We start from the raw sequence: 26,158 nt of genomic DNA on the forward strand, positions 1-26,158 counted from the left end.
AAAAAGTGAGGAAAGTTAAAGATTCCTCACTTTAATTTATCTAATTATACAAAAACTCATCAATAAGTTTTTCTGTATCTTCAACCTTCCATTTCCTATCTATTAAATTTACTCCTGTTTTTAGTACTGGATGAACTTCATGATAAGTTTCTTTAGTTTCATTTTTATATAATATCCCTATTGGAATTCCTTCATCACCGAATTCTTCTACTTTTTTAAGTGCTTGCGCTTTATCGCTTGGATCATAGCTTTCATCTAATTTATATATTCTATCCTTATACCATTTAAAAGTATTTACTTTATTGAATACTACGCAAGGCTGCATTATATCTACTAGTGCATATCCTTTATGATTGACTGCTGCTTTTATCATGGATTTTAGGTGTTCTTTATCCCCTGAAAAGCTTCTAGCTACAAAGGTTGCTCCTGCACTAATTGCTATTGCTAATGGATTTATAGGTTCAACATATACGCCCTCAAATTGCAGTGAAGTTACTTGTCCCTTTGCAGTTGTTGGAGAGCCTTGTCCTTTTGTTAATCCATAAATTTGATTATCATGAACAAGATGTACCATATCTACGTTTCTTCTTATATTATGGATAAAATGATTTCCACCTTCACCATAAGAATCACCATCTCCACTATTTATAAATACCTTAAGGTTTTTATTTGCCATTTTTATGGCTTGTGCTGGTGGAAGTGCTCTTCCATGAAGTCCATTAAATCCATTTGCCTTTAAATAGTGAGGAGTTTTAGCTGCTTGCCCTATACCTGATACCATAACAATTTCTTCTGGTTTTAGTTCTAATTCAGCTAATGCTTCTTTTATAGCTGCTAATATTCCAAAATTTCCACAGCCTGGGCACCAAGCTATTTCATCATTACTTTTATATAAATTTAAATCTAACATTAAAACTCCTCCTTTCTAATTTCATCTACTATATATTTTCCTGTTATTTGGCTTCCATCATACTTTAATATACTTTTAGTCATTAATATTCCTGTTTCTTGAGTTATTAATTTTCCTAACTGTCCTGTAAAGTTTTGTTCAACATTTATAATTTCTTTAGCATTTTTTGAATATTTTTTAAGGTTTTCTTGTGGAAGTGGATATATATCACCAAAGCTTAAGGCTCCAGCTCTTTTTCCTAATTTATTTAAATCTACAACTGCATCTTTTAATGCTCCATAAGTTGAGCCAAAACCTAACAATAAAATTTCTACATTTTCATCTCCTATAAATTCTGGTTCTTCTATTTCTTCTTTCAGCAATATTAATTTTTTCATTCTTTTATCCATTTGAGATTTTCTCATTTCTGAGGATTCTGTTATGTGAGATTCTTCTGTATGCTCATCACTATCAACTAAAACTATTTGCTGCTTAGAGTTTCCTGGAATCATTCTAGGTGATATTCCATTTTCAGTTATTTTATATCTCTTATATTCTTCTCCTTCTTTTAATTCCTCACCAGTTGATATATATTTTTCTATTTTTACCTTACTTAAATCATATTTAGGAATAGTTACATTTGCATCAGCTAAATATTGATCTGTTAATAATATTACAACTGTTTGATATTTATCTGCTAAATTTAATGCTTTTACAGTCTTATAAAAAGCATCTTCTGCATTTCTAACGCTTATTACAGCTCTAGGAAATTCTCCTTGAGATGCTGTTAATAAAAAACTTAAATCACTTTGCTCTGTTCTTGTTGGCAGCCCTGTTGCTGGTCCTGGTCTTTGTGAATCTACTATAACTACTGGTGTTTCTGTTATTCCTGCAAGTCCAAATGCTTCCACCATAAGTGAAACCCCTCCACCTGAGCTTCCGGTCATAGACCTTGCACCTGCATAAGAAGCTCCAATAGCAAAATTTATAGCTGCTATTTCATCCTCTGCTTGATCAACAACTATGCCTGTTTGTACTTGCTTTTTAGCTAAATATGTCATTATGCTTGTTGCTGGTGTCATTGGGTAAGCAGAATAAAAGTCTAATCCTCCTGCAATGGCCCCCAAAGCAATAGCATCATTTCCATTAATTAAAATATACTTTGATAGATCATTACTTTTAATTGAATATTTTGAATCAATTAAATTATATCCATGTTCAACTGCCTGAACATTTTTATCTTTTATATCCTGAGATAACTTATTGCTAAAATATTTATCTATATTATCTATAGGGACTGAAAAGTATTTTAATATAATACCTGCTGCTACAGATGTAAAAGCTTTTGATAAGCTTAAAGTTTTAGCAGTTTCTATAAGTGGAAGCTTTAAGATTTTTTCATCTTCTACCTTTATACTTTTATCAGCTATTATTACTCCTTCCTTATTTAATTTATCCTTATGGTATAAAATTGTATTTTCATCTAATGCAAGTATTAAATCTATTTCTTCCTTATGTGCATATACTTTATTTTCCCCAAATCTAATTTGTATAAAATTATGTCCACCCCTAACTCTTGACATATAATCTTTATTTGAAAACAAGTAATATCCAGCTTTTTTTAATGATTTTTCTAAGAAATCACTTAGTGTATCCAGACCTTGTCCAGCACTTCCTCCAATTAGTATATTATATTCCATTTAATTCCCTCCCTTTTATAACAACTTTACTCTTTATCCCACTATTTATATATTTTTAAAGATTTCTCCCCTTATATAGCTTATCTTCTAATTTCATTATTTGTGACCTTTGCTTATTGACAATTTCTTTTAATTTTTTTATTTCCTTGTTAAATATATTGATTTCTTCTTTTTCTTTTAACTTGTAAGATATTTCTTTATAATTTATTTCAAGTAAAAACTCATTGTTTAAAATTTCTTCTAGAAATAAATTTATACAATCATTATTTTCATTAATATAAATTTCTTTATTTTCATAATTCTCAATAAAAGTTACCTTTCTTATATTTTCTTCCTTTAAAATTTTATAAACTAAAGGTTTTGAAAAATCCTCCCCAAAGTTTATAGAATAACATCCATAAAGTTTATTATCACTTATCCATAAAGCCCATAATACTTCCTTTAATTTAATTATCAAACAAGAAGATATATTTTCATTTTCAAATATAATAGTTTCCCTTTGAAGCTTTTCATTTTTATCTAAATTAATATTTTTATAGATAATAGATTTTGTTTTTTCTTCATTAACAGCAATTAAAAAATGTACTATATTATTAGTTATACAATATGACGTATCTACATATGGATGATTTGTTATATAAATAATTTTATTTTCACTCCAAGTATTTTCATCTTTTTTAAAACTTTTAAGTACTAACTTATACATTTCAAAAGAAATACTATGTATTATTAATGAAATATAGTTATTTCCTTGTAAAATATTATAATTTATATCTATATTATTATTTTCACTATGAATTTTCTTTAACGAAGTATTAAACTTATCCTTAAAATATATATTTTTAGAATCATTATCTGCGCTAAATAAAAAGTTAAAATCTTTTTTCAAAAAAAATCCTTTTATATTAATTGGTGTTATAAGATTATATTTAATACAAAAAAGAGTTTTAAACTTCCATGTATCATCTTCTAGAATGCATAAAATAATATTGCCTGTTATATCTTGACAAATTAAGTTAACATTTCTATTGAAATCTTCTGTAACATAAAAGTATTTAAAACTCTGTTTAAGTATAATATTTCTTTTTGATTTTCTATTACTATTAATTTTTTCGTAAAATACTCCAATTTCATCATCATATGAAAATTCTAATAATTCTTTATCTTTTGTTTTTATTATAATATCATTATATATTTTTTTGCTCATTTCATAGCTCCTTTAATTTATCAGGTAAAAAGACAAGTTCTTCTTTTATAATATATGTTGTTATAATTGAACTTGCATCAAATATAATAAATCTATCTTTTATATAAGGTGTTATCATAAGTTGAGTTGATGATCTTATAATAAAATCTAAATCATCTAAAGAGTTGTTATCTTCAATATATAAAACAGCTTTTTGCTTTCCATTTAAAATACCTTTAATAATTATTTTTTCTTTTTTCGAATTAATACAACTTATATAATATGGAATATAAAACTCAAACTTAAATATCAAATAATTTCTTTTATTATCTATTAATTCTCTACTTTTGCTTTCTTCTACAACTTTACACTTTTCGAAAATTACTTCTTCTACTTCTATTATCTCCTCTGAAAGCAATTCATTAGTTTCCTGCTGAAATATTATTTTTTCTTTGTAAGTAGATATTACTTTATTTGCTAGTATCGCTGACTCTTTGTTTTCATTCAAATTTTCCTCTAGACTATTATATAAAATTTTTTCTTCTTTTATAACTCCTATATCATATGGATTACAATTGTTTTCTTTAAACTTAAATGTATTAACTATTATCTGTTTTTCTATATCAATTATATCTAAAGCTCCTCTTCCTTTATTATCCTTACTTGTTACTAAAAGAAGCCTTTTATCTAAAGATATTCTTATTTTTTGAGGTTCTTCTAAGGTAGGTTTTATACTTTCTGTAACTTCATATTTTTTTAAATCTATAATATCTATTCTATTTAATCCATTATTAACTGCGTATAAATAATTAGAATTTCCTTCTAAATCTGTAATGCTAGATCCTAAGGGAAATTCTATATATGAAATCTTATCACTTTCTAAGTCTACTACATGTATGTTGCCTGTAAATTTTCCTCTACTTGCACTTTTGTTTGATATATAAATATATCTTTCTTCATCTTCTATAAAAATATAATTTGGAGCCATTCCAATTTTATTGTATTTTTTAATTAGCATTAATGATGATGTATCATAAACTTTTATTTCATTTTGAAAAATATCAAGAATAAAAAGCTTACTACCATCACTATTTAAATCAATACAATCCACAGCAATAAATCCATTTATCCTTCCAAGTTCTTCACCATCATATAAGCTATACACATGTACTTCTTCTGTACTAGAAACATAAATCCTTTGAGAGATGGAATCCACTTTAATATGTCCATTGTTAGGTATATATAAGCTTTTTTCAGTTTTAGTGGCATGATCAATAATAGTAACTTTATTATTTCTATCAGTTGCAATATACACATTATTCTTATTATCTATAGCTATATCATAAGGTCTTGGACCAACTTTAACTTCCTCTATAATGCTTAAATTATCTCCATCAATAATAGACACCGTATCTGTCCCAAGCTTAGACACATAATAAATGTTTTTACTAACTGCATTAACCATGGATTCCTCTTTCCTCCTATTTTATTCTATCAATTCATACTCTTCTTTATTTCCATCTACTATAATTTTAAAAACAGCAGTTGGGAATATATTATTTCTTTCTAACTCTAGTTTAATTGTTTCTTTATCATCTTCTTTAATCTTTAAGGCTTGTGTGCAACTTATATTAATCTTATTAGGAGCTGTAACTAATTTTGTTTTTATCTTTTTTACCCTTAATCTATCATAAATATAAAGTGCTCTATAATGAGAAGTAAACACCATTATATAATCATAATCTTCTAATTTCATAATTACTCTCCAATACCTTTAGTCATTTTTTATTATTCTATTTTATTTTATGCTAAGATTATTTATAAGTTACATTTAAAGCTAATTCCTTCTTCTTAAAAGCCTATCCATTACAGATTGATTTCTTTCTATTTCAAGTTCTGTACTAATTTTCTTATTTTCTTCTAATAATAAAGATAATTCTTTTTTTATTAATTTATTTTCTTCTGAAATTGTTATATTTTGTTCCTCTAATACTTTTCTTAAGTTTAATTCCTCTTGAAGTTTTTCTTCTCTCATAGCAACTATATCTCTTAAATTATTTATTTCTTCCTTTAATAATTTAATTTCATTAATATACCCATCTAAAGATTGTTTTATGTCCATTTTTTCTTTTTCTACTGCAGCTAAGTTTTCACTTAAAATTTCATACTCTCCTTGTATCTTTTTCTGCAACTCTAAAAAAATATTACTATTTTCTTCTGCTTTTCTCTTTTGATCCATAGCTCTAATTACTTGTTGCTGATATTTTTCTATTCCTTGCTGGTTCTTTTGGAATAATAAATTTAAATGAGCTATCTTATCTTCTAGAACCTTATTTTCTTCTTTGGCTCTATAAAGCTCTGCTCGTATTAACTCTAACTCCTCGTTATATATATCATTATTAATATTATTTCTATTTATATTACTACTTTGAATATCATTGCCAACTAGAAAATCCTTTGGAAAGTATAAATATAAATCTAATCCTGTTGTCCCATATAATTTTCTTTCTTTAATATATCCGCTTCTCCCTTCGCTAATATATCCATTATACCTTTCTATTCTGTCGCTATTTTCCACATTGTACTTTATAGGTTTACTCCAACTTGCTCCTGTAAAAATTGAATAATATATTTCATTATTATCTATCCAACAAGAGTAAATTTTATTTCCATCATTAAAAATTAAAGGCTCCCTTATATTTTTTTTGCCTTCATAAACCCTAAAATCCTTAAGGCCTCCTAAAAGATCTACTATTACGTGATCTAATAAATACATCGAATCTTCTCTATATTTATTTAAAATATGAATATTATTTTTATCTACTTCAGCTTCAAAATGTATTTCTTCTCCTTGAATTCCATAAAGTCTATTGGATTCTAACCAAGAGTTATTTTGATAAATTGAGTAGTTTAATGATATTTCATCCCCTTCATCTGATAAATAAAATAGATAAATTTCCCCTTTAATATTTATGTTAATTAAGTAATACTCCTTTAATTCAGGCTTTAAAATTATGTCTTGAATATTATTTATATCAGTTTTATGTCCATCCCATATGCAGTGCATTAGTACACCATGGTCACTTCCATCTTTACTAGCTAATGCATAAAAAATATGCATGCTAGGTCCTATTATCTCAATTTTTATACTTTCAATATCATAATTAGTGTCTTCCACTTTATATAATATTTTACCAACCCATTGTTTATCCTTCATTGTACAATATCGTAGCTCACCTTTAGTATTGGAATATACTAAATGTATTCCTTCATTATCATCTATAAATAGTCCGAAGGCAGTTACTCTACTATCAATTATATTTTCTTTTGTCCATTTTCCTTCTCTATACATTATTCCATAGTTCAATTCTTTATTTTCATTTAAAGAAAACTTCCATAAATTTTCTTTGTAATCAGCATATAGCCATGGATATACCCCCCTCATGCTCAACGCTCCTTTATAAACTTTATTTAATTATCTCTATATACCTATAAGTGTTTTAATTGTTTAATATACTATTTATTTTAATTATTTAGTCATTAATAAACATATATATCTATAAAATTATATTTATAATTATTAAAGATTATGCAGTTTTATGTGCTAAAAAACTTCTTAATTTCTATTTTTTAATATCACCACTTTCTATATATTTCATATCATGTATTGTGAGTACTAAAATGATAATATATTATTTTATAAAGGAGGATATATATGTCCATTAACTTTAAAAAATTCGTGCCTCGTCCTGGACTAGTGAATAAGCAAGGCCGATTACCTGATCCAGCTGAATTAGTTTGTGTAGAAGTTCCTAAGGTCTTTGACCAATGTTTAATTAAAAGATGTCTTGTTTACTGTGAAGGACCTGATACCGATACAACTGATTGCGAATTAAGAAGTGACCCTCTTACTAATCCTAAGAGGTATATTTCAAGTAGAGATTTTAAAATAACTCTACTACATGTTGACAAAATTCCACTAAAGAAGGACCCATGTTTTAAAAGAATAGTGATAAACTACATGATTTCCTTCTATGCAGACTACATTGATTGCGAAGGCAGAACTAAGAGCGAATTTTACGAAATTAACAGAACAGATGTAATAGGTAAATTCTATTGTCCAGAATCAATTTCTCAAGCAACTACTACTTTAGAAGACGAGCCTTGTGATAACAATTTGATCAAACTAGAAATGGTTGCAGATGCATTAAATGGTGAAATACTTAAAGATGAACATTGTAATGAAGTATTAGATATTACTTTAGGTTATTATATTGTTGTTAAATGTGAGCTTGTAGTTCAATTATTAATTCCAGCTTACGACTATTGTCCAGTTCCAAAAGTACCTTGTATTGATGAACCAGAAGAAGATCCATGTGAAATATTTGAAAGGGCTCCAATACCTAAGTTCTATCCAGATCAAAACTTAGAGCCATTATTCCCAGATCCTGATTGTTCATGTGAAGATGAATTGGATTAATTTAATTTTTTCTACTTAAATAAGTAGTTTTTAACCTAGTAATTTTTTATACTTTTATAAAAGTACTTAAGGTAGCGAAATAATAAAAATGACCTACAAATATTGATGTAGGTCATTTTTATTTAAAAACTATATTTATTTGCTATTTCTTTTGCTATATCATTGGCCGCAATCATACCACTTTGAAGTGCTCCTTGCTGAGTCCCATGTTTATTAGATACATTATCTCCCGCAAAGAATACCTTATTATTCATTTCCGGACATCTACTTATATAAGAATATAGTATTTTATCTTCTGGCTTAAATAAAGTAGAAAAACCCCAAATATATTGAATGTCTGACCACACTAAAGATTTATAATCTAGTAATATACTATCTAGATATCCTTTAGGTAAATTATGAATCTTTTCTATATATTTTATAGTATCTTTTATTTTTATTTCATCATCTATAAATGAAAAATCTTTTGCTTTATCTCCTGTACTATAACTTGCTAACAATATTCCAGATTCTTTTGGATTTCCATTTAATTTTATAACTTCACCACTTTTATCTTCATATTCTATATGATCCGATGGATAATAAATTGAATATAGTGGTAAATCAGTTATTGTTTTTCCTCCAATTATTCTTTTACTTTTTCCACCCATTTCCCAGAATCTTTCTTTAACATATAAATATACCTTTTGAGAATTTTTGAAGCTTATTTCTTCTATTGCTCTTAATTTTTCATTACTAAAGCTATCACTAATATCGATTCTTTTAAGATTTGGGAATGGTATAGTTGAAATCAAATAATCAAATTCCTCTATGCCTTCTATTTTACTTTCTAAATCTACATGTTTTACCATAACTTTATCTTTATCATTAGTATTATAAATTCCTTCTACAGAGTTTCCTAATTTAATATTTACATTTCCTAAATCCTTCTTTTTAATGTCTTTATAAGCTTTTAAATCTTTTTCTGTAATTGCTTCGTATAAAGCTAATGGGAGTTTTATCATTCCACCTTCTATAGTATAATTAGTATTAAAATCTAAAGTATATTGTTTTTGTAGAACTTCTATTAAACTTTCATTGAAAAATTCTTTACTTCCATTAATATAACCTATCATATTTATCGCTTCTTCACTAAACCCATATTCTTCGTAAGCCTTTTTATAACTTAACTTATCTAAAGCAATAATTTTCTTAGAATAATTCTTTTTTATATCTATTAATTCTTTTTTTTCTTCTGAAGTTAATTTCTTTAAATATTTATTACAAATATTTGTATACTCTTCATCTTTTAATTTTATTTTATCAGCTTTTGTAAGGTTATATTTAGGATATATATTTTTCAATACTTGCCTTTCTTTATTATAAGTTCCTACATTTCTTAAATAATAATATTGACTACTATTTATAAAAGCCTTTGTTTTTAAATTGAAAGTATTTATATAATGCCATGCAGTATAATGTGAAACAGGAATACTTATCTCTCCAAAATCTCCATAATAATTACTTAATCTGTCAAAATAATAAGTATATACTCTTCCACCTATTCTTTTACTAGCTTCAAAAATGGTAATATCACATCCTATTTTCTTTAGCTCGAAAGCAGCGGCAAGTCCAGCTTCTCCAGCACCTATTATTGCAATTTTTTCCTTTTTACCATATTTATTTTGGCATATATTTCTTATGTCTTTTGGAGGACTCATCAAATTTATAATATTATTTAAATCTTCAAGTCTTCCTTCTTTCTTTAGTTCCTTTTCAAGAATATTATATCTATCATAATCACTAGGACTATTTATATAATAAATATTTCTTGAATTATTTTTATCTTCCATAACTTCACATCCTAAGGTTCATATTACATATATAAAACTATATATGTACTTGTTAAAATAATTTATTTTGATTTATAAATTTTAATAATGCTTTTTATTAAATCTTCTATGTCTTTTGATGTATTAAAATATCCTGGACTTACTCTAACTGTTCCCATATACTCAGTTCCAATTACTTTGTGAATTAAAGCCGCACAATGGTATCCTGTTCTTACTGCAATATTAGCTTCATTTAATTCCTCTCCAACAATAGAAGCATCTATCCCTTCTATATTAAAAGATAGTACTGAAGCTTTATTTTCTAGTGTATTACTTCCATATATCTTTACAAAAGGTAGCTTTTTCAATTCTAATAAAAGTTCTTCAAGTAAGCTCATTTCTTCTTTATAAATATTATTTATACCAATTTTCTTAATAAAGTCTATTCCTGCACAAAGTCCTGCTATCCCTGGAGTATTTAATGTTCCACTTTCAAACTTGTCTGGTATTTCATTTGGTTGCTTCATTGAATTAGAACTACTTCCAGTTCCTCCAACTTTAAAACTTTTTAATGATAATCCTTCTTTTATATAAAGTCCTCCAGTTCCTTGTGGTCCTAAAAGCCCTTTGTGACCTGGAAATGCAAGTAAAGCTATATTAGCTTTATCTACATCTATATTTATACTACCAGCACTTTGAGATGCATCTACTATAAAAATAAGTCCATAGCTCTTAGCTATTTTCCCTATAGACTTTATATCTTGAACTGTACCTAAAACATTTGAAGCATGATTGATAATTATTGCCTTTGTGTTGACTTTTATAGCATCTTTTATATCTAATGGGTTAATAAATCCTCCTCTATCACAAGATACTAGTGTTACCTCCACCCCATTCTTTGCCATTAAATTAAGAGGTCTTAAAACTGAATTATGCTCTATAACTGTGCTAATAACATGATCTCCTTTTTTTAAGGTTCCTCTAATAGCTATATTCAAAGCTTCGGTTGCATTACTTGTAAAAACTATATTTAATAGATCCTTTATATTAAATACCTCTGAAATCAGATTTCTTGCCTCCATAACTTTAAGAGCTGATTTAATAGCCATATTATGAGATCCCCTGCCTGGATTTGCACAATAATTTTTCATGCAATTCAAAACTTCTTCATACACCTTAGAAGGCTTTGGGAAAGACGTAGCTGCATTGTCTAAATAAATCATCTTACCACCTTATTTTAAATACTCTATTACATTATATTAACTCTAATAGTTTTTAGTTCTTATTATGCTTAATCTAAAATAAATTTCTACTTTTAAAGCTTCTAAAGAGTAATAAATCCCGAAGAAGGAAATACATCTTCGGGATTCATTTTTATTTACAATATTATTTTATAGTCTAAAATTTCTACTATTTAAATTTTTTATTAATAATCACATTCACAGTGACATCTTCTTCTATTGCAATTAGCTGCGCAAGCATTTGATTTGCAAGTTGATACTGCTCCAAGTGTAGCGTTATTAATTGATATAGTACCACCTGCTATAACTGTTGTAACTGTTGCTACTGCTGTATAAGTGCAACAATCATTATTACAAGAATCTGAATCACAAATAAAGAATGAGAAAGTTCCTGAACTAGCTATTGCAACTACTTCAGCCCAAGTAAATGCTGGTCCAACTGGTACTGGAGTCATTTGATTTCTACATTGTTTAAATATTTGAACAGTAAATGCTCCTGATGCTGCTACTGGAATAACTATATTACTTGCAAATTCTAACTTAGTATTTGGATCACATAAACAAGAAGTATCTAAAGTAAGTGATGCAAGAGTAAATGTAGTTCCTACTGCAGCAGCTATTGGAAGTGTAACTGCACCCGGACATCCACATTTTACAATAGTTGGGCATTGTTGTTTTTCTTCTTCTTTTCTTCTATCTTTTCCACAAGAATCATAATAACCTTTTGACATTGAATTCATAAATTGAATCCTCCCTTTATATAAAGTTTTTTTTAATTTAGTATTAATAGTTTTTTCTTTAATTTTTTATTGTTATAAATTATAATTTTTTCTTTGGTAAACCTTGTTCTTAATTATACTTCAGTTCCATCACACTCTTGGAATAATGGTTCTAAGTTCTGATCTGGGTAGAACTTAGGTACTGGAGCTCTTTCAAATCTTTCACATGGATCTTCTTCTGGCTCTTCTTCACAAGCTTCTCTTGGTGTTGGGCAGTAATCATAAGCTGGAATTAATAATTGAACTATAAGTTGACATTTAACTACTATAAAGTAACCTAAAGTTATATCTAAAACTAAATTTCCAGCTTCATCTTCTGTTATTTCTCCATTTAATGCTTCTGCTACCATTTCAAGCTTAATTATATTTGATTCATCGCACATAATATCATCTTCACTGCTTGATGAAATTTGTGCTATAGAATCTGGACAGTAGAATCTTCCAATAATGTCAGTTCTATTAATTTCGTAGAATTCGCTTTGAGTTGCTCCGTTATCATCAATATAATCTGCATAAAAACTAATTACATAATTAAGAACTAATTTTTTAAAATTAGGATCTCCTCTAAGAGGAATCTTATCTATTGATAATAGTCTTACTCTAAAGTCCCTGCTAGAAATATATCTCTTAATATTGGCTATTGGATCGCTCCTTAACTCTTCGTCTGTAGTTAAAGTATCTGGTCCTTCAGCATATACTAAGCATCTCTTTATTAAGCATTGGTCAAAAACCTTCGGAACTTCTACACAAACTAATTCTGATGGATCAGGTAAACGGCCTTGCTTATTTACCAATCCTGGTCGTGGCACGAATTTCTTATAGTTAATGGACATATTTTCTCCTTTCGTAAAAACTATAAATACTTAAAATTAATTTTGTAATTATAGTATATATTATGTTGGAATATAAAAGATGTGATATTAAAATATCTCATAATGTAGTTTTTATATCATTATTTTTTTGCATAAAAATTTGGATATATATAAATTTGCTTATTCCTTCATTTAGCTTAAGAGAAATACAAACCTATATATATCCAATTGAAATATTAAATAATAAATAATAAAAAACTGCACTAAATAGAAAATTTAGTGCAGTTTTTTATTATTTATTTAAAGCTTCCATTAAAGTTTCTAAGTTTAATCCATGTACCATTGCAGCATCTTCTATTGATTCTGCTTGAGCTGATGGGCATCCTATACATCCCATTCCAAAGCTCATTAAAATTTCTGGTGCATTTTCTTTTACTCTTATAACTTCTCCTATTGTCATATCCTTAGTTATCATATTAATCACCTTTCCTTGTATTATTTAAATTTACTATCTCTATATGTTTCAATTAATAATCTTTATTCTTACTGTCTTATGAAATTAACAATTATTAGTCTTATTTAATTAAAATAGCAAAATTGAAAGCATATATATCAATTTTAATCTATATTAAATATTAAATGCAATATTTTATCTTTAATTCTTCTAAAATAGCTAGATTTTCATCTTTTACATTGTTATTTTCATTTTCAAAGTTTACACATTCTTCATTGATCAAATCAAAAGTTTCTTCTTTTAATCCTCTTTGCGCAAACTTATAAACTACCTTATCCTCTTTATCAATATGTCTTTCTAAAAGATTAGTGTATGAAACTGCATTTGCTATTACATCCAACTTAGCTTCTTCATTCCCACTTTTTAAACTTTCTAATGCTTCTATTAAACTAGATATATATAATCTTCCAAGATCATGTTCTACAAGCATTCCATATTTAACTACTTTTTCTGCTGTTTCTCCAATTTCATCAACCATTCTATTAAACAGCATAACCTCTTCTTTTTTATGATGATGTGAATCTGCATAATTTTTTATGAAATGTATCATTCTATAAAAATCATCATAATTCAATTCCTCACCTTTTAAGACAGACAAACAAGATTTTCTAACTATCTTTAACATTTGTTTAATGTTTTTATGTTCTTCCATCATTAATTCTATTGCATTCATTTTTTTCAGCTCCCTATACTCTTTCTATTGAAAATTCATCATTTTCTAATAAAATATAGTTAAATTCCTTATTAGCTTCATTTACAAAAGCCTTTATCCATAAGTTTCTTAAAGTATAAAAATAATTTACATCTCCACCTACAGAATCCCAAATGTTTTTATGAACACAAACTCTCCTCTTCCAAAGAACTTTATCTTCTTCTTGTACTAGTACTTCATTTACCCTATCACATGGCATTCCATCTAAAATATAATCATTTACTGCATTAAATATATCTACAGCATTATCTAAAGGTTTCATTTCTTCTTTTGCTTCTTTAGCTGCTTTTAGACCTTGCTTTATATATATATTTTCTAACTTGGTACCTGTATTTTCTTTTTCTAAAACTTTAACTGTCCATGTTGCAAGTCTTCCTTCTGCTGAATGAATTTTACTTTGAAGCCATCCATGAATATTTGAAGTATCTATCATTTCTTCTAATGGAAGATTAGGTAATTTTTCTCCATGTTTACTATTTATTTCTTTTGATAATTCTTCTATATTTAAATTTTCATTTTTAGCAAGATTTATTATTTCTGCTTCAAGACCTTCAAACCAAACTATTTTATTAAATAACCAATAATGAATTTTTCCTAAATATAAGCTCATGCTTTTTCCTCCAATATCTATAACTTATTTATTAATGAAAGTGTATCATATAGTTATTTCTTTATCGGTAACCCTTGTTACACCTTGTATTGATTTTATATTTCATCTATAATTTTCAAATTTAACTCTTTTGCAAATTCTTCTCCTATATATCTATTTCTTAAATTTTTAGGATCATGTGCATCTACCCCTAATATTCTTTTTACATTATATTCCTTTGATAAAATCCAAAAATCTTTTATAGGATAATAATATCTTTCTCCTAAGTTATAGTTAATTTTCCCTCTTTTCATTCCATTTATGTTAATTTCAATTGGCATATTTAATTTTTCTGCTGCTTCTAGTATTCTTCTCGATGCCTTAATTGAATGTTCATCCCAGTTTCTATAAGATATTCCAAACAAATCAGGATGAGCTATATAAGCAAAATCTAAACCTTCCATAGATTTTATTACATGATCCACATAAACTTCTAATATCTCTGGAGTAAAATTAATATCTCCTACATATATCCATTCACCTTTATAAGGGAAAAAATGCACTCCTAATAATAAATAATCCACATTATATTTTTCTTTAAGCTCTTTATATAACCAGTGATAATCTTCAAAATATTCACATTCCATTGCTTTTTTAATAGAAATTTTATCTTTATATTTTTCTCTTGAAATATTTATTTCTTTAAAATATTCTTCTAATTGATCATAAGTCATTCTACTACAGTTGTCTATATTCTTCCCTGGATGAGGTAGATGATCTGATATTCCTATTTCATCATATCCTTCTTTTATTGCTTCTCTTATATAATCCTCTACTGTTCCTACTGCATGATTACATCTATAATTATGTGTATGATAATTAGTTTTCATTTTTTTCACCTATCCTTTGATATTATCTCTTTAATTTATCACATACTTTATATAATAACATATATAAATTCTAACTTCTATTTTCTTACCCAAATGAAAAGGCTATCACAAACTAATTTATGATAGCAATTTCTACTATTTTATAAAAAATTCATTCTTATTCCTTGAACCTCTATTACTCTTTTAGTAATCATACTGTGAACAACCACAACTTCATCTCTTTCAGATATATAACAATAGTCTTTTACCTTAAAGGCTATTTCTTCTTCATTTTCATAATCAGTAATATAAACTTTATATACAGGTATATTAGTAGAGTTTTTTACTGTTTCCACAATACCAGTACATATACCACTAGTTTTTGTATATAATCCAAATATTGCTTCAAAAAAATATATTATGTCTGGAATAAATATTACTAAAACTATATAAAATTCCCTGGCAAAATGACCTGATATTATAAAAAACAGTGTTAATAGCTTTAGCCATTTTATTCTATCAACTCTATCCTTCCATTTAACCTTCATATGAGGAGAAAATTTCATATTAATTCTCCAAAAAAAATTACTTTCTTTATCATAGCTTCCAGGATAATCATAGTCTCTTTTCCATTTTAATTGTCTATCAGTAAGTTTTAAAACAATTATTTTTCTTTCAATTATATAGGTTAAAATCAGAATAATTTCAGTTAATATTTCTACTCTAATTAAAATTAAATCTTTAAATATTACAGCTATTAATATACTGTATATAGCAAATAAGATGCATATTATTTTAAATATAATTGTTTTCTTTTTTATTTTTATAAGTGTTTCATGCTCTAAATTAAGTTTTAAGTTATTTATAGAAAAAAATCCTAGTGTTACTATAGAAAATATCATCATTATACTTATTGATTCAATATTAATGCTATAAAAAAACGAAATATTAATTCCCTTAAATCTAAGATAATATGATATGTTTCCTATAATGCCTAAAAGTATCCCTATAATCCCAAATATTCTTACATTTTCTAAACTTCTTCTTTCTGATCCCATAACAATTACTCCTTATTACAAAAAGATCAATAATTTTATATTGCAAAAAATAATTTTATTATTTACTTATATTATATTATAATAGTGTTAATTATTGTTATAAATTTATGTAAACGAGGTGTTTTAATTGAAGAATTTTATAGATTTAAGAAGTGATACTGTTACTAAACAACCTGAATTTATGAAAGAAGCCATGTTTAAAGCTGAAGTTGGTGATGATGTTTATGGAGATGATCCTACAATTATAAAACTTGAAAATCTTGCTGCTGAAATAATTGGAAAAGAAGCTGCTCTTTTTGTTCCTAGTGGTACATTTGGTAATCAGCTTGCATTATTTACTCATTGCAAAAGAGGTAGTGAAGTTATTTTAGCTGATTCTAATCATATAATTGCTCATGAAGTTGGAGCAAGTTCTATAATTGCTGGCGTTCAGCTACGATCAATAGATTCCAACAATGGAGTTATAAAGACAAATGAAATAGAAAAAAGAATTCGCTTTGAGGATGAAGATATTCACTTTCCTTCTACGTCTCTAATATGTGTTGAAAATGCTCATTCTAGTGGAAATGTTTTATCTTTAGGTGAAATGGATGAAATTTATACTGTAGCCAAAAAATATAATTTACCTGTCCACTTAGATGGAGCAAGAGTTTTTAATGCTTCAGCTTCATTAAATGTTGATGTAAAGGAAATTACTAAATATTGTGATTCAATTATGTTTTGTTTATCTAAGGGTTTATGCGCTCCTGTAGGTTCTATTTTAGCTGGAAGTAAAGAATTTATAGCTAAAGCAAGAAAAAAAAGAAAACTTATGGGTGGTGGATTAAGACAAGCTGGATTCCTTGCTGCTGCAGGAATAGTTGCTCTTAATGATATGACTAAAAGATTAAATGAAGATCATGAAAATGCTAAACTTCTTGCAAGTGAATTAAATAAGCTTCCTGAAATTAATGTTAATCTTGATAATGTTAAAATAAATATGGTATTTTTTAGTTTTAAAGATAATAGCATAGATACTAAAAATTTAGTTAAGTTCTTTTTAGAAAATAATATTAAGATAAATGATGCTGAAAATGGACTTATGAGATTTGTAACTCATTATTGGGTTACTAAAGAAGATATTTATAGAATAATTCACACAATGAAAGACTTTTTAAACATTTGTAAAAAATAGCGAAGCAAGCTTCTTAGGTAAAAGATAACAGGTATCAAGTAACAGGGAACAAGCTCAATTATAGTCTGCTAAACTTAACTAAGTTTTTAATTTCCCTCACCAATTATTTTTTACCAATAACTTAATTCATTATTAATTTAAATTCTTAATATAAGTTGGCGGAGGTAAATAGACGGTGAAATAAGCATATAGCTAAAAACTAGAAGTACTTGGTGAAGGAAGAACTACTATGCCTTAGTGTTGTTAGTTTGTCTGAGCGCAGCGAGTTTAACCAAAACTCTTGGCATAGTAGTTCTCCGAGCCTAGTACTTATTTGCGTAGCTATTTAGCTTATGAAACATATCTATTTATCGTAGCCTTTATATTCGCAATTTAAATCTATTCTGTTCTTAAAGCCTCAACTGGATCTTTCTTTGATGCCATTTTAGCTGGTATAAATCCTCCAAGTATGGTTAATGTTACACTTATTATTACTAATAATATTGCATGAATTGGATTCAAAACAGCAACGTTTTCTAAATCAGTTATCTTATACAGTATATGATTTGTTGGGAAAGTTAAAAGCCAAGCTATAAGTATCCCAAGAAGACCCGATAAACTTCCAATTATAAATGTTTCTGCATTAAATACTCTTGTTATATCCTTCTTTCTAGCTCCTAATGCCCTTAACACTCCTATTTCCTTTGTTCTTTCTAATACAGAGATATAAGTTATTATAGCAACCATTATTAATGATACTACTAATGATATTGCTGCAAATGCTATAAGAACCATTGTTATTGCATCCATAATCCCACTTGATAAGCTTACAAATGTACTTGCCATATCATTATATATTATCATATCATCTTTATCTTTTTCTTCATTCCAAGAATCCAAATATGATATTACTTCATCCTTTGTTGTAAAATCCTTTGGATATAAAGTTATCATATAGGGAACCTCTGTTGCTCCTAAACTTGCTAATAAGCTTTCTTTTCCATTAGAAGTATCATTTCCTTCTACAAAACTTTGTCCTGTAAATACATTATAATCTGCATCTTTTTGTGCTTTAACTACTTCTGAACTTTTTGATTTTTCTATGAAGTATTTGCTTAAATCATCTGAATATGAAATTCCATTAGATAATAACGAAATATCTACATCTTCTTTAAGTCTTATAACACCTGCTATCTTTAATGAAATAGCATTTTTATTATTATAAAGTTCACTCATATCTGATGGATTAACTGATAATGTAAAAAAGTTACCAATCTTTTTGTAGTAATCATCATTTAAAATTGCCTTAATTTCATATCCTACGATATTATTGAAGTTAATTTCTTCTACATCACTATTTATTCCTAATGACTCTAGAACTTTTGTATTAACTTTATTATATTCATCTACTACTAAAACTAAATCATTCATTTTTTCTGGATAATTTCCATATAATAAATCATAATTTTTTTCTAAATAGCCTATTTTATTTCCATCTGTACTTATTGGATAAGAAGATAAATTTAAATCTTTAGTATTTATTGTTGTTGCAGTATCATCTACCATTTTTAAAATATTCATGTTAACTAAACGTGTATATCCTAGGCCTGATAATAAACTTTTATCTATATCTTCTATATATTTTACATAATCTTCAGTTAAATTATTTTTATGTGTTCGTCTATTTTCTTCTGCGTTGTAAGGATAAATAACTTCTGAATCTGGGTATTTTCCTTCCTCTTTATCTAAACCAAGCATTTTATTTCTTTGTGATTTCATATCATTTACATCTATTTCTGTTGCTGTTTGATTAATCATTATTGGAAAACCTGACAATGTATCTGTTTCAAACATATCTATTTGCTTATCAAATCCATTTGAAAGAGAGAGAATTAAAGCTATTCCTATAATCCCAATACTTGATGCAAATGCTGTTAAGAAAGTTCTCCATTTTTTAGTTCTAATATTCATCCCAGATAACTTTAATGCTGTAAGGAAACTCATACTTGTCTTTCTAAGACTATATGAAGTATTGCTTTTTTCATCTTCTAATGAATTAGTATCTGAAATTACATTTCCATCTCGAAACTCAACTATTCTATCTGCATATTCTTTTGCAAGTTCTGGATTATGAGTTACCATAATAACAAGCTTATCTTTTGCAATATCTTTTATCAAATCCATTATTTGAATACTAGTCTTAGTATCTAATGCACCAGTAGGTTCATCTGCCAATATTATATCTGGATCATTAGCAAGAGCTCTTGCAATAGCAACTCTTTGCATTTGGCCTCCGGAAAGTTGATTAGGCCTTTTATGAACATGTTCTTTAAGTCCAACACGTTCTAAGACTTCCATAGCTTTTTTATGTTTTTCAGATGATGAAACCCCACTTAATGTCATCCCCATCTCTACATTATCTAAAATGCTTAAATGACTTATTAAGTTATAGCTTTGAAATACAAAGCCTATACTATTATTACGATATGCATCCCAATCGGAATCCTTAAATTCTCTAGTAGATTTTCCATTAATAATTAAATCTCCGCTATCATAATTATCTAATCCACCAATAACATTTAGACAAGTGGTTTTTCCTGAACCACTTGGACCTAATATTGCAACAAATTCATTTTGCCTAAAACTTAGACTTACACCATTTAATGCTACTTGCTTAAATTCGCCTGTTACATATGACTTTTTTATATTTTTTAACGATAACATACTTTTCCTCCTACAATAAATTTTGCTACATATGTTTATAATATTTTATTTATGTGAACTAAATATGAACTTAAGGAAAATAAATCTGTAAAATATCAAAAAATCTTATAGACTATTAGCTATTATAATTTAAATATAGTAAAAATATATACTTTAATAGGGGCTGTTAAAATCTATAACAGTCCCTAATTATAAATATTATATTTTATTGTGTTATAATCTTAGTGTTATAAATCGTTAAATTATTTACATTACCTTCACATGCCCCCAAAAGCGTCAATTTTCCTCCCCTTGGAATAATGTTATTCCATGATTTTGGAATCACAGTATAACTATTACCACTTTGAACAAAAGTTGCATCTGGCAATGAATTAATTTTCTTATCAAAATTGAAATCTAGCTTCCAATTAACTAAATCCTTATTGGTATTATTAGTGATAGTTATTTGAAAGTTTGCTCCACTTCCCCAATCCGAAGTAGTTGCATATTCCACATTTATACCCTCTTCATTTATTATTGGATTTGACACTACAGTTAATATATCACCTTTAGTTCTAGCATCTTTGTTAAATAAATCTACTCTGTAGGTATAAGTTCCTTTTGATTTATTATTAAAAAGAACAACTATAGTTTGAGAATTTATGTTTACATCACCAGTTTTTATAATCTTATTATCTTCATATAAATTATATGATGTTGCGTTTGATTTTTCTGGTATTACTATAGTCAAATTATAACTTCCTTCATTTGAAGGCTTATCTACTGATAATGTAGCTTTTAAAGGTATATCTATAGGTGGTGTTGCGTTATTATCAACTTTTACGGTTATTATATCACTTGAATTAGAGGCTGTACCATTTATTATCTCTCCTTGATAAATATAGGTTCCTGTTGGTTTATTTACAATTTCCTGCTTTATGCTTTGTGCTAAATTTGAGACAGTTCCACTTTTGATGACTTTTCCATTTTCATAAATTTTATACTCTTTAGCTTTAGAGTTACTAGGAATATTTATACTTATTGTATAGTTTCCATTACTTAATAATGAACTTGATACAACCTCTGGCTTTAATGGCTTTCCATCATTTGGATTAGGTATAGTTCCTGTGTTTGCATCTAGCTTTAATGGATTTTTTAAATATCTTTGCGCTTTTGTAATCCACCAATAATTGTCAGGCGCAGGTGATCCTACTGCATCAGTACTAGCATTAACTCCTGCTCCAAATAATATCGATACTACACCAGCATCTTTAGTTTCTTGTATATGATCTCCCCAAGTTATAGTATCTCCTGAAATCTTTACCTTGCTATCATTAGCCAAGTTAGTACTAAAGTATTCCTTTCTAATATCAGAGCCTGGAGTAAATGTATCTCCAAAAAAGTACGTTGGAGCTGAATCTTCGTAATTTCCAACTTTGTTTGTTAAATCATTAAACTTTCCTCCATTATACGGATTTGGTTCTTCACTATGATTTAAATGTCCTACTGGTATTTGCCATAATACAACTGGCTTTTTTGTTACTTCATGTAGCGTCTTTGTATATAATAAATAGTTATTCCAAATATCAGCATTCCAAAGCCACTTTGATGATTTAGGATTTGTAGCTGCATTATCCTCATAACCACCATCTAATCCATATTTATCTATTGAAATAAAATCTGCATTATAAGATGTTATTCCTGCTGATAAATAATAGTTAGCTGTTTCTTCAGCTACTTGCTTTATAAATTGTCTACCATTTTCCCATCCTGTAAGTTCTGTCTTATGAAGTAATCCTTGTCCAGGAATTTCTGTACTATCATAGGACCAAATATTAAATTGCCATCCAAAGTAAGAACTTTTATATTCTTTTCTTACTATATAGTTAATGGACTCAACTAATCCTTTAACTGAGTTTTCGAATTCAGGATCTTTCCCCTTTACAAGTACACCTGAAGAGTATGCAGCATCTACTATTGAACTTATTGTTGATGGGTTTTTCTTATTTTGCTGCATCATATATCCTAAGAAGTCTGGCTCAAAAATCATACCTACTGTTTCGTCTCCAGCATATTCATTACAAATATCTAAAAAGAATTTAAGATCCTTATAGTAACCCTCCATGTAGCTTTTATCATTAATGTGCTTTAAATCTAACTCATAACTTTCCCCATTATCTGGTACGTTATAATAAACAAAAAATGGAATCATTCCAAGCTTTAAGCTTTCTCTAATATAGCTCTTAACTCTATCTCCATCTTCTGTTGTCCAACTTCTCCATCCACCAAATGGTCCACCATTAACGTAAATGTATCTTATATCAGTACGCTTATTTGTATCATCATTGCTTGTTTCTTTCCAGAAATTTAAATCATTGTCTGTATCCTCTGATACTTGTCCTATAGACAAATAATCCGGCATATCAGGTAGAGAGCCATCTATCTTTTTAATCCTTAACCCAATTTGTCTTATATCTCCTGTAGTATTATCAACAATTTTTAATCCTGTTCTTCCTGCTGTTAAACCTTCTATATTTAACATATTTCCATTTTCAATTGAAGCTTTAGCAACCGATGTATTACTTGAAATAACACTAAAACTCGAATTACCATTAGTTCTATTTGTTAGTTTATAACTAGCTTTCCCTTGCGGCATTGTAGTTTGATATTTAATGCTTTCGTTATCAACGTTATCAATAATTATTTTAGTATTTCCATCTTTTCCAACTCTAACTTCTAAATTATCACTACGTGCACTACCATAGCTATTTATAAACTCTACATAGTAATTATAAATTCCAATTCCTTTTCTTCCTCTTATTTCTACCACTGTAGATTGAACTGCTGGAGTGCTATCAGTTAATTCACCTTCGGCTACAACCTTGTACTCTCCACTAATTCCAAGCCTCTCATAGAGCTTGTACTTTGTTGCATTATTTCCATAATACATGCTTATTGTAATGTTGTAATCTCCATCATAATCAATTCCATATTGATCCGATGAGAGTATTGGTTTCCCTGGAAGTCCTGTAGCAGCAGCCATTGAAACTTTTCCTGGCATAAAAGATAAAAGCATAGCTAAAAAAATACTTAGTGATATTAGCTTTTTAAACCTTTTATCGATTTTCATTTTTATATCCTCCTAACAAATTAAATATTTTATTGTTTTCCCTATAATAATAATATTAATTTGTAAATATTTACATATATTCAATTTAATTATAACTATGTAAAGTATAGGTTTCAAGTATTTTCAAAATATTATTTCTTTTATCTAATATTTATAAAATAAAAAAGAGTAATTCCTTTATTACAAGAATTACTCTTTATAGATTTAATATTTAAATCTAATGATGATTAATTTATTATAACTTCATTTCCTATAATTAAGGGTTGGAAAAGGAGTATTGATATTGGCACTTATCTATTATATGTTCCTTGCCAAACTATTTCCCTATACTTATCTGGATCTGTATCACCTTCAGTGCTAAATAAAAGTACTCTAGAATTTTCATCTAATCCAATAGTTTTCTTTAGATCCTTATATTCTGGATTTGTCATTAGTTCATATACAAGCCCTAAAGTAACTGCACCTGATTCACCAGATATTACTTTATTATCTCCACTTAATGGGTTGCCAAGAACTCTCATTCCATTTGCAGCAACATAGTTTGGTGCTGAAACGAATGCTTTTGAGTAATTCTTTAGAACTTCAAATCCAGTTATATTAACTTCTCCACATGCAAGTCCAGCCATTATTGTTGGCATATCTCCACCAACAGCTCTTGGCTTTCCATCGTTTGCAATTGCTGATTCATAGTAGCATGCTGCTTCTTTTGCTTCTACTACAACCGTTGTTGGACAATCTTCACCAAATACCGATGCAAAAAATCCTTGAATTCCTCCTGCAAGGGAGCCTACTCCTGCTTGTAAAAATATATGAGTTGGTCTTTCTACATTATAATCATTTCTTAATTGTTCTAATGCTTCAAGTCCCATGGTTCCATAGCCTTGCATTATCCATGCTGGTATTTCTTCATAACCTTCCCAAGCTGTATCTTGGACTACCACTCCGTTATGTTCTTCTGCATATTTTGCTGCAAGTCTTACAGCATCATCATAATTCATATCAGTAATTGAAGCTTCTGCTCCTTCTTTTCTTATATTTTCTAATCTTATTAATGAAGATCCCTTTGGCATATATACTACTGATTTTTGTTTTAATCTATTAGCAGTCCAGGCAACTCCTCTTCCGTGATTTCCATCAGTCGCAGTTACAAATGTTATTTCTCCCAATTCATTTTTAACTTCTTCTGATGTTAGTTTTTCATATGGTAACTCAGCAATATCCTTATTCAATCTTTGTGCTAAATATTTTCCCATTGAATAAGAACCACCTAAAACTTTAAATGCATTTAATCCAAATCTATAAGATTCATCTTTTAAATATATTCCTTTTAACCCTAATCTCTTACTTAAATTTTCTAAATTAACTAATGGTGTCACACTATATTCTGGGAAACTTTTATGAAAGTTTCTTGCTTTATTTATTTCATCTATATTTAAAAAGTCTAAGTCACCATCCTTTTTATTCTTTGGCATGGTATTTTCTTTCCATTGAATTTTTTCAGACATTACTTCTCCCCCTTGAGCTTATTTTATTCTTGTTCCTGTCTTACCTAAAATTCCATCTTTAGCTTTTTCAAGTAAAGTAATAAGTGCATATCTTCCTGCTTTAGAAGATGCAAATTCTATTCCTGCCTCTACTTTAGGTTTCATTGATCCAGGAGCAAAATGTCCCTCTTCTACATAATTAGTCATTTCTTCAACTGTAACATCATCAAGCCATTTTTCATTCTCTTTTCCATAATTTATAGCTGCTTTTTCTACAGCTGTTAATATAATTAGAAAATCAGCATCTAATTCTTTAGCTAATGTAGCACTAGCAAAATCTTTATCTATAACTGCGCTAGCACCTCTTAAATGGTTTCCTTCTTTCATTACTGGAATTCCACCACCACCACATGCTATAACAACTTGTCCAGACTCTACTAAACTTCTAATTGTATCAATTTCTATAATACTTTTTGGTCTTGGTGATGCAACAACCCTTCTATAGCCTCTTCCTGAATCTTCAACTACATTTTCACCCTTTGCAATTAGAGCCTCCGCTTCATCTTTAGTCATGAAACTTCCAATTGGCTTAGTTGGATTACTAAAGGCTTCATCATTTTTATCGACTTCAACTTGAGTAACAATTGTTGCTACTGATTTGTCTATATTCCTATTTAATAATTCTTCTCTAAGAGCATTTTGCAAGTCATATCCTACATATCCTTGACTCATAGCCACACATACAGACATTGGAATTGATGAGTATTTATAATTTGATTTTGTTAATGCATCCATAGCAAGATTTATCATTCCTACTTGCGGCCCATTTCCATGAGATATTACTACATCATGTCCTTCTTCAATTAAATCCACAATAGCTCTTGCTGTTGATTTAACAGCACCCATTTGTTCTTCTAAATTATTTCCTAATGCATTCCCACCTAATGCTATTACTATTTTCTTTTTCATAATTTCTCTCCCTATTAATTTGGATTTATTTTTATATTGCATGGGCCCTTATTCAATAAACTGAATAAAAGCCCATTAG

Annotated in this window: 21 protein-coding genes; 2 read left to right on the forward strand and 19 right to left on the reverse strand. The window is 28.0% G+C overall.

What is annotated here, in order from left to right; genetic code table 11:
* Positions 1–40 precede the first annotated feature (40 nt).
* From ABDZ60_RS13015 to ABDZ60_RS13040, 6 genes are all read right to left on the reverse strand, one after another.
* Positions 41–910 (reverse strand): 2-oxoacid:ferredoxin oxidoreductase subunit beta, encoded by an 870-nt coding sequence (locus ABDZ60_RS13015; RefSeq protein WP_016207286.1) that lies wholly within the window; start codon positions 908–910, stop codon positions 41–43.
* Positions 910–2,589 (reverse strand): 2-oxoacid:acceptor oxidoreductase subunit alpha, encoded by a 1,680-nt coding sequence (locus ABDZ60_RS13020; protein ID WP_343778617.1) that lies wholly within the window; start codon positions 2,587–2,589, stop codon positions 910–912. The genes ABDZ60_RS13015 and ABDZ60_RS13020 overlap by 1 nt, the downstream gene beginning before the upstream one ends.
* 55 nt (positions 2,590–2,644) lie before the next feature.
* On the reverse strand, positions 2,645–3,796 hold the full coding sequence (locus ABDZ60_RS13025) for a hypothetical protein (RefSeq protein ID WP_343778619.1): 1,152 nt from the start codon (positions 3,794–3,796) through the stop codon (positions 2,645–2,647).
* Position 3,797: 1 nt separating this feature from the next.
* The gene (locus ABDZ60_RS13030) at positions 3,798–5,240 is read right to left on the reverse strand and encodes a YncE family protein (RefSeq protein WP_343778621.1); all 1,443 of its coding nucleotides are present in this window, start codon (positions 5,238–5,240) and stop codon (positions 3,798–3,800) included.
* 21 nt (positions 5,241–5,261) lie between these two features.
* Complete coding sequence (locus tag ABDZ60_RS13035; protein ID WP_016207290.1) at positions 5,262–5,531, reverse strand: putative Se/S carrier protein; 270 nt, start codon at positions 5,529–5,531, stop codon at positions 5,262–5,264.
* 81 nt (positions 5,532–5,612) lie between these two features.
* A complete protein-coding gene (locus ABDZ60_RS13040) occupies positions 5,613–7,220 on the reverse strand; it encodes a hypothetical protein (protein WP_343778623.1) in 1,608 nt (535 codons plus the stop codon).
* Between the two features lie 270 nt (positions 7,221–7,490).
* Here ABDZ60_RS13040 and ABDZ60_RS13045 point away from each other — a divergent pair, with 270 nt between their 5' ends.
* A complete protein-coding gene (locus ABDZ60_RS13045) occupies positions 7,491–8,255 on the forward strand; it encodes a hypothetical protein (RefSeq protein WP_343778625.1) in 765 nt (254 codons plus the stop codon).
* 122 nt (positions 8,256–8,377) lie between these two features.
* On the opposite strand, the gene ABDZ60_RS13050 is transcribed toward ABDZ60_RS13045, so the two are convergent.
* From ABDZ60_RS13050 to ABDZ60_RS13090, 9 genes are all read right to left on the reverse strand, one after another.
* Positions 8,378–10,087, reverse strand: coding sequence for a flavin monoamine oxidase family protein (locus ABDZ60_RS13050; RefSeq protein WP_343778627.1), 1,710 nt, complete (start codon positions 10,085–10,087; stop codon positions 8,378–8,380).
* Between the two features lie 62 nt (positions 10,088–10,149).
* On the reverse strand, positions 10,150–11,289 hold the full coding sequence (locus tag ABDZ60_RS13055; RefSeq protein ID WP_343778629.1) for an aminotransferase class V-fold PLP-dependent enzyme: 1,140 nt from the start codon (positions 11,287–11,289) through the stop codon (positions 10,150–10,152).
* A 203-nt stretch (positions 11,290–11,492) separates the two neighbouring features.
* A complete protein-coding gene (locus ABDZ60_RS13060) occupies positions 11,493–12,047 on the reverse strand; it encodes a DUF4489 domain-containing protein (RefSeq protein ID WP_343778631.1) in 555 nt (184 codons plus the stop codon).
* Positions 12,048–12,160: 113 nt separating this feature from the next.
* A complete protein-coding gene (locus ABDZ60_RS13065; protein WP_016207296.1) occupies positions 12,161–12,919 on the reverse strand; it encodes a hypothetical protein in 759 nt (252 codons plus the stop codon).
* Positions 12,920–13,190: 271 nt separating this feature from the next.
* On the reverse strand, positions 13,191–13,373 hold the full coding sequence (locus tag ABDZ60_RS13070) for a DUF1858 domain-containing protein (protein ID WP_016207297.1): 183 nt from the start codon (positions 13,371–13,373) through the stop codon (positions 13,191–13,193).
* Between the two features lie 160 nt (positions 13,374–13,533).
* Positions 13,534–14,085, reverse strand: a complete 552-nt coding sequence (locus ABDZ60_RS13075) for a hemerythrin domain-containing protein (RefSeq protein WP_343778634.1) — start codon at positions 14,083–14,085, stop codon at positions 13,534–13,536.
* 13 nt (positions 14,086–14,098) lie between these two features.
* Positions 14,099–14,734 carry a hypothetical protein gene (locus ABDZ60_RS13080; protein WP_343778636.1) on the reverse strand — a complete coding sequence of 212 codons (636 nt, stop codon included), beginning with the start codon at positions 14,732–14,734 and terminating at the stop codon, positions 14,099–14,101.
* Positions 14,735–14,829: 95 nt separating this feature from the next.
* Complete coding sequence (locus ABDZ60_RS13085; protein ID WP_343778638.1) at positions 14,830–15,603, reverse strand: histidinol-phosphatase; 774 nt, start codon at positions 15,601–15,603, stop codon at positions 14,830–14,832.
* Positions 15,604–15,743: 140 nt separating this feature from the next.
* Complete coding sequence (locus tag ABDZ60_RS13090; RefSeq protein ID WP_343778640.1) at positions 15,744–16,640, reverse strand: hypothetical protein; 897 nt, start codon at positions 16,638–16,640, stop codon at positions 15,744–15,746.
* Between the two features lie 127 nt (positions 16,641–16,767).
* On the opposite strand from ABDZ60_RS13090, the gene ltaE reads away from it, so the two are divergent.
* A complete protein-coding gene (gene ltaE / locus ABDZ60_RS13095) occupies positions 16,768–17,814 on the forward strand; it encodes a low-specificity L-threonine aldolase (protein ID WP_343778643.1) in 1,047 nt (348 codons plus the stop codon).
* A 378-nt stretch (positions 17,815–18,192) separates the two neighbouring features.
* Here the strand turns inward: ltaE and ABDZ60_RS13100 are convergent, their stop codons facing one another.
* The 4 genes from ABDZ60_RS13100 to arcC all read right to left on the reverse strand — a co-directional run bounded on the left by ABDZ60_RS13100 (position 18,193) and on the right by arcC (position 26,079).
* Positions 18,193–20,517, reverse strand: a complete 2,325-nt coding sequence (locus ABDZ60_RS13100) for an ABC transporter ATP-binding protein/permease (protein WP_343778646.1) — start codon at positions 20,515–20,517, stop codon at positions 18,193–18,195.
* 205 nt (positions 20,518–20,722) lie between these two features.
* Positions 20,723–23,626 carry a cellulose binding domain-containing protein gene (locus ABDZ60_RS13105; protein ID WP_343778648.1) on the reverse strand — a complete coding sequence of 968 codons (2,904 nt, stop codon included), beginning with the start codon at positions 23,624–23,626 and terminating at the stop codon, positions 20,723–20,725.
* 290 nt (positions 23,627–23,916) lie between these two features.
* Complete coding sequence (dpaL, locus tag ABDZ60_RS13110; RefSeq protein WP_343778650.1) at positions 23,917–25,131, reverse strand: diaminopropionate ammonia-lyase; 1,215 nt, start codon at positions 25,129–25,131, stop codon at positions 23,917–23,919.
* 18 nt (positions 25,132–25,149) lie between these two features.
* Positions 25,150–26,079, reverse strand: a complete 930-nt coding sequence (arcC, locus tag ABDZ60_RS13115) for a carbamate kinase (protein WP_343778652.1) — start codon at positions 26,077–26,079, stop codon at positions 25,150–25,152.
* Between the last annotated feature and the right edge of the window lie 79 nt (positions 26,080–26,158).

Source organism: Clostridium sartagoforme (assembly GCF_039521405.1).
Taxonomy (GTDB): Bacteria; Bacillota; Clostridia; order Clostridiales; family Clostridiaceae; genus Clostridium; species Clostridium sartagoforme.